This is a genomic window from Pseudoalteromonas aurantia 208 (assembly GCF_014858725.1).
In the GTDB taxonomy this organism is placed as follows: domain Bacteria; phylum Pseudomonadota; class Gammaproteobacteria; order Enterobacterales; family Alteromonadaceae; genus Pseudoalteromonas; species Pseudoalteromonas aurantia.
Genome location: NZ_AQGV01000012.1, coordinates 1,542,713 through 1,555,289 on the forward strand (window position 1 = coordinate 1,542,713; position 12,577 = coordinate 1,555,289).

At 41.5% G+C, this 12,577-nt stretch carries 14 protein-coding genes; 1 reads left to right on the forward strand and 13 read right to left on the reverse strand.

Translation table 11 applies throughout. The features are described 5' to 3' along the window. Window positions 1-67: 67 nt before the first annotated feature. Genes PAUR_RS10460 through PAUR_RS10465 form a run of 3 tightly spaced genes read right to left on the reverse strand, consistent with a single transcriptional unit; the run spans window position 68 to window position 1,271 of the window. Window positions 68-505, reverse strand: coding sequence for a hydrogenase (locus tag PAUR_RS10460; RefSeq protein ID WP_192507701.1), 438 nt, complete (start codon window positions 503-505; stop codon window positions 68-70). Beyond that, the gene (locus tag PAUR_RS23790; protein WP_263973686.1) at window positions 502-624 is read right to left on the reverse strand and encodes a hypothetical protein; all 123 of its coding nucleotides are present in this window, start codon (window positions 622-624) and stop codon (window positions 502-504) included. The genes PAUR_RS10460 and PAUR_RS23790 overlap by 4 nt, the downstream gene beginning before the upstream one ends. A 53-nt stretch (window positions 625-677) precedes the next feature. After that, window positions 678-1,271 carry a Crp/Fnr family transcriptional regulator gene (locus PAUR_RS10465; protein WP_192507702.1) on the reverse strand — a complete coding sequence of 198 codons (594 nt, stop codon included), beginning with the start codon at window positions 1,269-1,271 and terminating at the stop codon, window positions 678-680. A 624-nt stretch (window positions 1,272-1,895) separates the two neighbouring features. Between PAUR_RS10465 and PAUR_RS10470 the strand changes: the two genes are divergently transcribed. Next, window positions 1,896-3,008, forward strand: coding sequence for a DUF3466 family protein (locus PAUR_RS10470; protein WP_192507703.1), 1,113 nt, complete (start codon window positions 1,896-1,898; stop codon window positions 3,006-3,008). Window positions 3,009-3,377: 369 nt separating this feature from the next. Here PAUR_RS10470 and PAUR_RS10475 read toward each other — a convergent pair whose 3' ends face one another. The 10 genes from PAUR_RS10475 to PAUR_RS10520 form a co-directional block, all read right to left on the reverse strand. Further along, complete coding sequence (locus PAUR_RS10475; protein ID WP_192507704.1) at window positions 3,378-3,896, reverse strand: Clp protease N-terminal domain-containing protein; 519 nt, start codon at window positions 3,894-3,896, stop codon at window positions 3,378-3,380. 1 nt (window position 3,897) lies between these two features. Beyond that, window positions 3,898-4,116: a helix-turn-helix domain-containing protein gene (locus PAUR_RS10480; RefSeq protein WP_192507705.1), complete on the reverse strand. Its 219-nt coding sequence runs from the start codon at window positions 4,114-4,116 to the stop codon at window positions 3,898-3,900. Window positions 4,117-4,347: 231 nt separating this feature from the next. After that, complete coding sequence (locus PAUR_RS10485; protein WP_192507706.1) at window positions 4,348-5,244, reverse strand: hypothetical protein; 897 nt, start codon at window positions 5,242-5,244, stop codon at window positions 4,348-4,350. Window positions 5,245-5,448: 204 nt separating this feature from the next. Then, window positions 5,449-5,910 carry a GNAT family N-acetyltransferase gene (locus PAUR_RS10490; protein ID WP_192507707.1) on the reverse strand — a complete coding sequence of 154 codons (462 nt, stop codon included), beginning with the start codon at window positions 5,908-5,910 and terminating at the stop codon, window positions 5,449-5,451. 271 nt (window positions 5,911-6,181) lie between these two features. Continuing rightward, window positions 6,182-6,943, reverse strand: coding sequence for an SDR family oxidoreductase (locus tag PAUR_RS10495; RefSeq protein WP_192507708.1), 762 nt, complete (start codon window positions 6,941-6,943; stop codon window positions 6,182-6,184). 8 nt (window positions 6,944-6,951) lie between these two features. Next, entirely contained in the window at window positions 6,952-7,839 is an 888-nt protein-coding gene (gene mmsB, locus PAUR_RS10500; protein ID WP_192507709.1) for a 3-hydroxyisobutyrate dehydrogenase, read from the reverse strand. A gap of 13 nt (window positions 7,840-7,852) precedes the next feature. Further along, window positions 7,853-8,992, reverse strand: coding sequence for an enoyl-CoA hydratase/isomerase family protein (locus PAUR_RS10505; RefSeq protein ID WP_192507710.1), 1,140 nt, complete (start codon window positions 8,990-8,992; stop codon window positions 7,853-7,855). Beyond that, a complete protein-coding gene (locus PAUR_RS10510; protein ID WP_192507711.1) occupies window positions 8,992-9,768 on the reverse strand; it encodes an enoyl-CoA hydratase in 777 nt (258 codons plus the stop codon). Before PAUR_RS10510 ends, PAUR_RS10505 begins: the two co-directional genes overlap by 1 nt. Window positions 9,769-9,777: 9 nt before the next feature. Further along, window positions 9,778-10,935 carry an acyl-CoA dehydrogenase family protein gene (locus PAUR_RS10515; RefSeq protein WP_192507712.1) on the reverse strand — a complete coding sequence of 386 codons (1,158 nt, stop codon included), beginning with the start codon at window positions 10,933-10,935 and terminating at the stop codon, window positions 9,778-9,780. Window positions 10,936-11,078: 143 nt separating this feature from the next. Next, window positions 11,079-12,569 (reverse strand): CoA-acylating methylmalonate-semialdehyde dehydrogenase, encoded by a 1,491-nt coding sequence (locus PAUR_RS10520; RefSeq protein ID WP_192507713.1) that lies wholly within the window; start codon window positions 12,567-12,569, stop codon window positions 11,079-11,081. Between the last annotated feature and the right edge of the window lie 8 nt (window positions 12,570-12,577).

The following is a 12,577-nucleotide window of genomic DNA, read 5'->3' on the forward strand; positions in this document are numbered from 1 at the left end:
CAAGCCCAAAAAGCGAGACGAAAGAGAGTCAATTTGATGGCTTTGCTATGGTTTTATTATGTATTTATTACGACTGCCCAAGTATTGGCAGTAATCCAAAAACCAACAAAGTACACGCGATGAGTGATAATAGTGACCCACTACGTACCATAATCTTAACCGTAAATTCGGTCGTCACGGTTGCTGAAAATCCAGCGCCAGCAATCGGAAGCGCTTTACTTGCCCCTGTTACAGATGCAACCGTTATTCCCAGCCAGATAAGTGTGAATCCCAATGCACACCCATACGCCACAAAGACTTCTAAAAATAAAGGCAGCACAACCAGCGACCAGATCACACCAAAGATTGCTAGCGCCATCCCGCACTGAACCGCAGTCATATGACCAGAAAGCGCCATACGAGAATTTTTTACCGCTGGTATCAACGCACCTTGTATTAAACCAACAAGGAAAAAGACGACACCAATAAAGATGAGCTGTGCACCTATTTGTGTAAGTTCAATCATAATGTTCCTTCTGGATGCATAACGCTAGGTGCTGCGGCGCGAGGTGCTTTACAGACGTTGCCAATGTAAAGCGCGGAGCTTTGTTCATGTTGGCTTTTAAAGTTTTGTAAGGTATTCATTGCTAATCCCCATTGAAAAAACACATGGTAAACAACGAAATACTAAAATTCATTCACCTAGATTCATTTTTTAATTTACTCAATGTCTGAGGAGCCACACCGAGATAAGAAGCTATATGATAAGACTTAACTTGTTTAAAAATAAAAGGGTACTCGTTAAGTAAACGATCATATCTTTGGGCAGCAGTCTCTGACATAAGAGAAAGAACACGTTTGTATGTTGCAGAATAATAGGTGTCATGTATCCATATTTTCGCTAAACGCTCCCATTTTTTTTCTTGTGATATAAACTTATTAAGCGCTTCCAGAGACGTTACATAAAAAACTGAATCTTCAAGAGTTTCAAAATTAAGTATTGACCCTGTTTTTTCAGAAAAGCTGACACTATCGTCCATAAAGTGGTTTAAACCATGTTTACTTTTTCCGCGAAAATAAAGTTGCCAAGTGTGTTCTTTGCCATTCATGTCACTTAAATACGACCTGGCTAAACCACTTTTAATAAACCATATCTCACTAAACACGTCGCCTGCGTGATGTACAGTCGTTCCTTTTTTGACATGCTTTATATCAAATATTCCGCAGGCATAAGCCCACTCATCATCATTGACAGGAATATAATGCTCAATCATTTTTCTAAAATATTTCATAGAATTACAGTTATTGGTAGTGATTTAGCCAAATGAGTTTTTAGTATCCACGCTGGTGATAAGCATGGCAAGTGTAAGTTTTGAAAAGCTATCATAAGAAACAACCGATAAACTGAAGTAACACCACTTCCATCTTCTATAAACCCTAAGTGACAAGTAAAGCGTTTGTTTTACCCCGTTAGGGTTATTTTGTTTGACATACAAGGCGTGTCCACCATCAATAGAGCAGTAGTCGTTGATTCAAAATAAGTCCCGACGACCAATTATCTGGAGCAATTTGGAACAGCGAAACTGATTGACAAAAGGCAGGAAACCTGAAGTCATATCAGTACGATAGCAGACGGCATGCCGTGCTTCACGCGAGGTATTAACTCACTTAAATTCCAGTAAAAAACAGTGAACCTTTTAGGGTACCCCACTGCTAAATGTATTAATAAATATGCTCATAAATCGTAGGCAAAATATCGGAGCTATATGATTACACGCTGTATTTCAATTAATACATTGGTATTAATACAAATGTATTGAATTAGTTGATTTACCTAGTCCTTTCTATAAAGTAGTCAGCGCTGGTGCAGCTAGGCACCAGAAATTTAATTAATGTATGCTTAAAGGAGTTATGTTGTGAATTACATTAAAACAATGGTTCGTTCTGTATTATCTATCTCTGTTTTAACCGCATGTTTAAGTCAAGCGAGTGAATTGTCCTATACCTTCGAAGATATTGGGTCATTAGGTGGGCCACAAACCGCTGCATTTGACATCAATAACGCAGGACAGATTGTAGGTTGGTCAACGCGAAGCAAACAAAAAGCGTGTGTCAAAATATCAGGCGACCCGATGACATGTCGTTTTGCATTTGTTTATCAAGCTGGCATGATGACTGACTTAGGATCATCTCACCCAGATTCCATCGAAAGTACGGCTGTTGCCATTAATAAGCACGGTGACATCGTTGGCAATGAGCACTTTATCGGTAATATTAATGGGATGCGTCACTCAAGCTATCACGCTTTTTTTGTTGAGCAAGGCCACGTTGTCCCGTTGCCATTTAGCTCAACCAAACAGTCACCTTCTAGTCAAGCGTTTGATATTAATGATCATGGCTATATTGTAGGTTGGATTGAAAACAATGATGATAAAGATGTCATGGTTGAGTGGCAAAATACATACAGTGACGCGCAAATAAAACACGAGCATAAAGCGTTTTTTCGCAGAGCCTCTGCCACCAATAATTTAGGTGATGTGGTTGGTATGGAATATGAACGCTATTCTTACAAACCAAATCGCGCCTTTATTCAAACAAGTAAAGGTGTGTCGTTATTATTAAAATCAGATTCTATTTGGACTGAAGCCAATGAGATCAACGATTATGGTATGATCGCAGGCGCTCAAGCCCCAAAAGCATTTAGACCTTCTCAAGCGACAATTTGGTATCCGTCGATCACCGGTGGTCTTGCAGCTCATGTGGTCGGTGGTATCGGCGATAGTGAACGAGAACTCTCTGCATTTAAAGATATAAACAAACGAGGAACAGCCGTTGGCATGTCATCAAACCCTGACCGAGGTTCATTGGCCATCGTGTATTATAAAGGCGAGCTCATCGATTTAAATACAGTCACAGATGTACCAGGAACATTACTTGAAGCCACGGCAATCAATGACCATGGTGACATTGTGGGCTTATACCGTGATGTAAATAATCACACGCGTGGCTTTGTCCTTAAGCAACGATGATCACTTCCTTTAGTTAGGCCATAAATATGGGCTAACTGACGAATTTGCTATACACCTTCATATTATAAAAGTATGGAGGTGTTATAAAAGATACACCGTCAATCCTGTATAATTTTGCAACTGCTAAATAAGGTATGATCTAAACTCTATGCTTAGCCAGGTGATTAATAATTAACCTCAGGTTTGGATAAGGGTTTTGGAATAGGAAATATTTTGTAAACAAACTTACGTACAATCCAATGATGATATTTTATTCAATATCAAGGCGCTTTTATGCAGTAATAGCGGGCTATTACTGCATAAAAGCAACGCCGAGAGTGAGAAAAATAGCTTTATTGGGCAAATTCGCTCATCCAGAGCTGAGGTTAATTAGTAACACTCAGCGCGCGTTACCTTTTTTAACGCCTCTAAATCTACCCCGATGTTTTGTAAAACCCTGATTGCCGTTCCATACTGCATAGATAATACCACTTCAATCACATGTATACTCTTAAGCGGTGTTTTCCTCATTTTGTTATTCTCGTAGAGCTTTTTCATGACCATTTGGCCTGAAGGCTTAGTATCATATAATGCAATGCTAGGGTTAGTATCTTTGGGCATATCACTTGCAAGGTTCATCACTTCGCTCTCAACCCCCATACTCGCTAACACACTATTATGTTGCGCTTTCAATGCTTCTTTTACATCAATATGATTAACGCCTAGTTTTGCCAATACTTTTTGCGCCGAGCCATCTTGTAAATCTAAGCTCGCCAACAAAAAGTGTTCTGCCCCCGGTTTGTTTTCTCCATATTGTTGCGCATATTGCTCAGCGCCTAGACATAATTGACTGATCGTTTTCATATCTTGAATTTTCATTTTTATATTTCTAAAAAAAGAACTGATCATGCTACGTCTCCTTTTTATTGATAAATGCGGCATGGCGTTTGTGTGCCGCTTGCCGCGTTATATCAAGTGCTTGTGCTATTTGCGCCCATGTCCAGCCCTGCGCTACCGCCTCTTCTACAGCTCGTCGTTCGAGCTGATCGGCAAGTAACCGCAAAGACGTTACGGCAGCCAGTGCCTCTTCAGGGTTGTTTGGATTAGGAAGTGATTTTATATCTGTCATGTGTCAAATTTAATTGACAAGCAGTATTTTGTCAAATTTAATTGACAAAATACATAGAAAGAATACTAATTGTTATGCAACAGCGATTCATTTGCAGCGAAAGCATTGTTGATATTGACAATTTCATGAGAGTCACTTTTATGGCTTGTGACTTCATTGGCGGTTGTGCTACTTATATAAAGGCAGTAAGTAGCAACGATTTTTAATAATGACATTAAGGGAATTTACGTACTAACTCCCATCTGCTATCACTCTGATCTCCCTTTGCCTACTCATTGAATTGTGTGTGCAAGAGCCGCGCGATGGCATTCGATTGAACGTCGCTGCAGGTTCATTACCAATGGCTATTTCAACTTCAAAGTGAAATGGCTGAGTATTTTCTGGCGCGTAGTTCTCTTTTGAGAAAAAATAGCAAGGATCGCCACCGGCGCCCCAACGCACTCCTTTTTTTATTAAATAGGAGGCGCCAGGTATATCTGTCCATTGACGTCCAGGCTGCAAATATTGGTATCTCTGCCTGACCTCTATCGTTCTGCCCATCATCAGTGGTCGTCTCACTATATAATCGGGATTAAAGGTTGAATGATCGTCCCGGATCACTGTGCCCTGAGAGCCATTTGGTGGCTGTACAAAGCTTTGTTGAACGCGACTTAATAATTGATTAAAAGGCGGATCATACGCCCTCGCTGTTGGGTACCATATGTGCTCTCGCGTTAGGCAATGATTGAAGGTATTATCATCACCATTGGTACTTGCAAAACTAAATTGATGTTTAAACATATATCGGGCGTTATCAATACGAGTCATACCATGAGTCTGATGACGAAATTGCCACCACTGTAATTCAAAACCAGAAAATCGCATCGTGTAGTTTGTCGGTCGAGCATAACTATCGATATTTAATAACGTCCCTATATACATTAAAGCTAGCCGATATCTTTGTAATTTATCCACAGGTAAAATGTGAATTTGCGCTTCAATATTCATTGCGGTGCGGTTATTAATATTACGTATATCAGGGCTATTTTGTGCATTGCCCCCTAGCAGTATGATGATGTTGTTCAGTGAAGAGGCTGATTGACGAAAGCTGCCATGCGCTCCCTCAACCAAGGTCATAAAATTTCTCATTGAAATACTTGGCATAATTAGCTGTCCATAATTCAGTAGCCCACAAATGTGAAGCCGATCACATTTGTTACAATAATTTAACTTACAAACTAAATGAGTATAAAATATGAAGCAACTAAAATAGTTTTAAAAAAACCTAAATAGCGTGAAATTCCTACACAACTCGATAAGAAAAGTAAAAATATTTTTAAATCACAATAAAATTTATGTGCTTTGTCCTTTTTTCATTAACATAGCCACTTTTTCAATGCCATGCGCTGGTGTCCACGTTTTAAACACTCTAAAACCCTGTTTACGATATAAATTAATGGCTGGCGTATTCACTGCTGCCGTTTCCACAATGGCTTCTGGTCGCTGATATGTACTAATAATAAAATTCAGTAACTTATGGGCAATGCCTTTGCGGAAAAAGTGGGGGGAAACCGTTAAACTCTCGATGCTTAATAACATGTCGGTTACCGAAATTTCAATCACGGCGGCAAGCACATTGGCTTCAAAATAACCATAAAATAACGTCGTTGCCGACTCTATGTTTTGTACGCTGCGTGAAAGTGGTGGAAAATGCGTCGTACCAATCAGCGCCGCTTCCACTTTATAAGAGCCTTGAAAAACACCGTATATTTGGCTGGCGACTGAGTGTTGCGAATGATTAAGTTGTTTTATCATTGAATTTCGTGAACCTTTTAATCAGGGCTGCTTTACCTCTGTATTCCAATCTGACACTACACTCAATTTAAACAAAGTGATAATACATCATCGTTGGTATACAGTCCTTCATTTTTAACTTAAGTGATATCAACGGCATCCAAAGCTATATTCCTTAAACCCCTTTGTCAAAATATGACTTTGATACAAACGTGGCAGTGATGAAAGCAAAAAAGCATAGCCTGCACTATGCTTTTTTGTTAAAAGACCTCTCAGTAACACTGCGAGTCATCTATAAGCGAATACCACCATCTATTTCTATCACACGGCCTGTGAAAAAGTCATTTTCAATAATGTACTTTGCTGTATGGGCAATTTCTTGCGCTTCACCAAGTCGACCGACAGGCTTCATTTTAACCAGTCGCTCTTTCGCTTCTGGTTTCATCGCATCAGTCATTTGCGTACGAATAACACCAGGTGCAATTGCACCTACACGTATACCAAAACGGCCCAGTTCTTTTGCCCATGTTGTAGTCAATGCAACTACGCCAGTTTTAGCGGCAGAATAGTTAGTTTGGCCCATATTACCGGCACGTGCCACACTCGACATATTAACGATCACGCCACCTTCACCACCTTCAACCATTTTCACTGCGGCTTCTCGACCACACAAGAAAACACCCGTCAGGTTCACATCAATCACTGATTGAAATTGCGATAAAGACATTTTATCAATAATCTTGCCTTCTTTAGCTTTAAGTAATAAACCGTCACGTAAAATGCCAGCATTATTAATTAAAACGTCAATACGACCAAAATCATTTGCGATACTGTTAAATACGTTTTCAACATCCGCTTCAACACTGACATTGGCCACGTAAGTGCTAATCGTTGTACCTAACTTGCTTAACTCAGCAGATGCCGACGCCAAAACGTCTTCTTGCATATCGATTAGTGCCAAATTTGCGCCCAGCTCAGCCATTTGTGTGGCCATCGCAAACCCTAAGCCTTGCGCACCACCTGTGATCACTACCGTTTTGTCTTTAATATCCATAATGAATCTTATTTTTCGCTAAAAAGTTTAAAAATCGCGCTAAAATCTTCTGAGCCTTTGCCTTGATTTTGCATCAAGTTGTACAAATTCTTCGCAAGTGCGCCCATCGGCGTTGCCGAATTGGTCTGTTGTGCAGCTTGCTGTGCTAAGCCTAAGTCTTTAGCCATTAAGTCAACCATAAAGCCCGGCTTATAATCATTAGAGCTCGGGGCATTCTCAAGTACATCTGGACATGGATTATATAATTCTAATGTCCAATTTCGACCAGAACTGTTGAGCATGATCTCACTCAGTACTTTGGGGTCTAAACCATGATCAATCCCCATTTGCAATGCTTCACTGGTCCCTGCCATTAATATACTTAGCAGCATATTATTACAGATCTTCGCGACTTGACCCGCGCCAATTTCACCCGCGTGAAAAATATTTTTACCCATATCAGGGAGTACTTTATTGGCGCCATCAAAATCGTTTTGGCTACCACCAACAATAAAGGTCAGTGTCCCTGCGGCTGCTCCTGCAACACCGCCTGATACGGGGGCATCGACAAAACTGACACCGGCATCACTGAGTGCTTTACCAACAAACTGTGCCGACTCTGCATCTATGGTAGAACAGTCAATGACCAAAGTATGAGTGCTTAAATGATTAATTAACCCGTTCTCACCACAATAAATGGCGCGCACATGCTTGCCGGCAGGCAACATACTGATCACATAATCTGCACCATCACATACCTGTGTTACATCACTTGCTGTGGACGCGCCTTGCTCCGCAAGGTGTGCCATTGCATCATCACTTAAATCAAATACCGTTACCGTATGCCCTGCTTTTACTAAATTGCAGGCCATTGGGCCACCCATGTTTCCTAAGCCAATAAATCCAATCTTTGCCATGTTGTTCTGCTCCCTACATATTTGCTAACGGGTGTGCGGCGTCACTCCAACGCGCGCTCGTAAATGCTGATACAGTCTCATCTGATACTGAACTTATTGCATCAAACTGCCATTGTGGCGCACCATCTTTATCAATGAGTAATGCGCGAACTCCTTCTTGAAATTCACCCGCTTCACCCGCTTGTACAGACATACCCAGCTCAAGTAAAAAACATTCTTTTAAAGATTTGCCTTTACCAAGCTTGAGCTGCTCACTCACCAACACCGCACTTAATGGTGAGCCATGTTTTAACGACTTTTGCGCTCGACTTAACCATTTATTATCATCGCTTGGAATTGATAAAATATAGTCAACTTGCGCTTGCAGATCATGACAATTATTCACGTGCGAAATTTGCTCTATATTCGCCTGAATCTCACTTTTTGGGGGCTCACCTGAAATGTTAGTCAATTCGGTTAGCATATTTGTTAGCATGTTATGGTTTGAACTGGTAGTTGTCCCCCACTCTATTCCCAATAAGCCAGCCAATAACTCACCATACTTTTCAGCATCAATAAAGTGATCTGCCAAACCAACAAATTGTGCATCAGCAGCATTAATCGATGCACCCGTTAGTCCTAAAAACAACCCAACGCCTTCTGGCATCTTATTCAAAAAGTAGCTACCGCCGACATCTGGGTATAAGCCTATGGTGATCTCCGGCATTGCAATGCGCGCTGTTTCAGTCACTACCCTATGACTTGCGCCTGCCATTAATCCTAATCCACCACCCATGGTGATGCCATTGCCCCACAACAAAATTGGTTTTTCATAAGTATGAATTTGGTAGTCTAAGCGGTACTCTTCGCTGAAAAATGTTTCAATGTAAGTATTTTTATCATTGGCAGCCATTGCATTATAAAGGCTCACCACATCACCGCCGGCGCAGAATGCTTTCACTCCTTCGCCTTTCATAACAACCATAGCTATTTGGTCATCTTGTGCCCACACATCTAATTGCTTCGCTAACAAACGGATCATGTCTAAATTAAGTGCATTTAAAGCTTTCGGTACGTTCAGTGTCGCGAAGGCCACTTGCATACCGTTGTCGCTTTGCGCGAGTTCAAATACAACGGGCGCATCAGCTTGGTTTAATAACTGCAGCTTTGCCATTAGCCATTCACCCAATTTGCTTTACGCTTTTCTAAAAATGCATTAACGCCTTCTTTTTGATCTTGCGTATCAAATAAAGTAACAAATAACTCTCGTTCTAACGGTAACGCACTATTAATGGTGCCCGAACGCCCTTTTTGGATCAATGCTTTACATGCTGTCACAGCAACAGGGCTCTGATCAGCTACTTTGGTAGCCAAAGCAATTGCAGCTTCTAAAGACGTACCTGTCGCCACAACTTCTTCTAATAATCCTATCTCAAGTGCTTTGTCTGCTTTAAGGCGCTCGCCACATAAAATCATGCGTTTTGCCCAGCCTTCACCCACTAACCACGACAGGTTTTGTGTGCCACCAGCACAAGGTAATAAGCCCACTTTCGCTTCTGGCAATGCCATTTGTGCTTGCTCTTCACCAATGCGAATATCACATGCCAGTGCGACTTCTAAACCACCACCCATTGCAAATCCGTTAATCGCGGCAATCGATACCCCCCTAAAGTCACTCAAAGTTTCAAAAGCTTCGCCGAATACACGAGACATATCCGCCGCAACACCTTTGTCACCACTTGCAAACACATTTAAATCAGCGCCTGCTGAGAAAAACTTCTCACCTTCACCTGTAATAACCAGCGCGTAAATATCTTTGTCTTGATTAAGATCTATAACCAGTTCTTTTAAGCCCACTAATGTGTCACGAGTCCAAGTGTTCGCTGGGGGATTGCTCATCGTGATTACGGCTGTATTACCTTGCTTTTCAAGTTTAAGTTGTGCTGTCATGGGAACTCCTTACAATACGCTCGCGGCGCCTTGGGCTAAAATTCGACGTGCTATAATGACACGCATGATTTCATTAGTACCTTCGAGAATTTGGTGTACACGAACATCACGTACGTGTCGCTCTAGTGGGTATTCTTTTATATAACCATAACCACCATGGATCTGTAATGCATCATCACACACTTTAAAGCCAACATCAGTTGCAAAGCGTTTTGCCATGGCACAGTATGTGGTTTTTTCACTATCATTAGTGTCTAACTTAAAGGCTGCCAAACGTACCATTTGACGCGCAGCGACAAGCTCGGTATTCATATCAGCGATCTTAAATTGCAATGCTTGAAATGCTGCTAACGGCTTACCGAACTGTTCTCGTTCTTGCATATATTCTTTTGCCGTATTCAATGCTTGTTGTGCAGTACCAATGGAACAGGTCGCAATATTGATACGCCCACCATCTAAGCCTTGCATAGCGAATGTAAACCCTTCCCCTTCTTGACCAAGTAAATAGCTCGCAGGAATACGTACATTTTCAAAGCTAACTAATCGAGTAGGTTGCGCATTCCAGCCCATTTTCTCTTCGGCTTTACCATATTCAACACCAGCTGCATCAGCAGGTACTAAAAATGCAGAAATGCCTTTAGGACCGGCTTCACCAGTGCGAGCCATTACCACCAACACATCGGTTTCGCCCGCACCTGAGATAAACATTTTTGAACCATTGAGTACGTATTCATCACCGTCTAACACTGCTTTAGTTTTAAGTGATGCCGCATCTGAACCAGCTCCTGGTTCTGTCAAACAATATGATGCCAGTAACTCACCCATTACTAATTGGTCAATGAAAGTGTCTTTTACGGTATCAGTGCCGAAACTGGCAATCATCCAAGTTGCCATATTATGAATGGTTAGCATCGCCGTTGTGGCGGTACAGCCCATAGCCAGTTGTTCAAAAATAATACTAGAGTCTAAACGTGATAAGCCTAAACCACCTGCGTCTTCTGGGGTGTATAAACCACAAAAGCCCAGTTCGCCGGCTTTTTTGATAACTTCTTTTGGAAATATATGTTCGCGATCCCATAATGCTGCATTGGGTGCGAGTTCACTCATTGCAAATTGGTGGGCGGTTTCGGCGAATGCCTGTTGATCTTCGTTCAGATTAAAGTCCATAGAGACCTCTTTTGTTGTCTAATGCAAGCCCACCTAACGTAGGCTTGATTGTTTTAATTATTGATGCGCTAACCTGAAATCAGGTTAGGCTACTACTTAGTTTCTGCAACTCTATGTGGTTACTTGTTTGATAACTAAATAAATTATTTAAGGTTAATACTCATATTCGGACCAGATACAGCGCCATCTTCAAACCAGCGAGATGTTATGGTTTTAGTTTCAGTGTAAAAACGTACACCTTGCTTGCCATAGGTATGTTGGTCACCATAGAAAGACCCTTTCCAACCGGTGAATGAGAAAAATGGCAATGGCACAGGGATCGGTACATTGATACCCACTTGACCAACTTCAATATGATGCTGGAACTTACGTGCTGCTGCACCACTTGATGTAAATAATGAGGTACCGTTACCATATGGGCTATTGTTGATCAGTTCGATCGCTTCTTCTAATGTATCTACAAACATACACGCGAGCACAGGACCAAATATTTCTTCTTTATATAAGTCCATCTCAGGTGTTACATCAGTAAATAAAGTTGGACCAACCCAGTTGCCATTTTCATAGCCTTCAACGGTAAAATCTGAACCGTCAAGTAAACACGTCGCACCTTGTTGTTTTGCCCCCTCAATGAGAGATAAAATACGTGCTTTTGCCGCGCCGGTTGTTTGTGGACCATATGCAGCTTCAGGATCATTCCACACACCCGGGCGTACTTTGGTAAACGCTTCTTTTAAATCAGCAACCCACTCTTTAGAATCACCCACAAAGACCGCAACTGAAATACCCATACAACGTTGCCCTGCAGCGCCAACAGACGAACCAACCAAATTATTGATCAGCTGCTCTTTTTTAGAGTCTGGCATGATCACCATATGGTTTTTAGCGCCTACACATGCTTGAACACGTTTTAAGTTTTGCGTGCCTTTTGAGTAAATATATTGACCTACACCACACGACCCAACAAATGAAATAGCGCGTACTTCTGGTGCTTCTAAAATTTGATCTACTTGCGCTTTGGTGCCATGTACAACTTGAAGTACCCCTTTAGGTGCTCCCGCCTCTTCAAACAGTTCAACCAAACGCATCGGCGTGAGTGGATCTTGTTCTGATGGTTTTAAAATAAACGTGTTACCACACACGATTGCAAGCGGAAACATCCACAATGGGATCATTGCTGGGAAATTAAATGGGGTAATACCTGCACACACACCCAATGGTTGCATATAAGAGTAGGTATCAATATTACGTGCAACGTTACCAACCGTTTCACCCATCATCATAGAAGGTGCATTTGCAGCTTGTTCTACAACTTCAATACCACGCCATACGTCACCTTTGGCATCTTCAAAAGTTTTGCCTAACTCATGACAAATAATCGTCGCTATTTCATCATGATGCTCTTTAAGTAACGCAGCATAACGCATCATCACCCGCGCACGTTCCGAAATAGGCACTTCTTTCCACGTTTTAAAGGTTTCCTGTGCTGAGGTAATTGCAGCTTGAACTTCCGCCTCGGTAGCACACGGAACTTTTGCCAATACTTCTTGGTTGGCAGGGTTAACTACGTCAATCCAAGTGTCAGATGATGATTGTGAAAATTCGCCGTTGATGTATAAAGGTACTTGGTGCATGACGCACT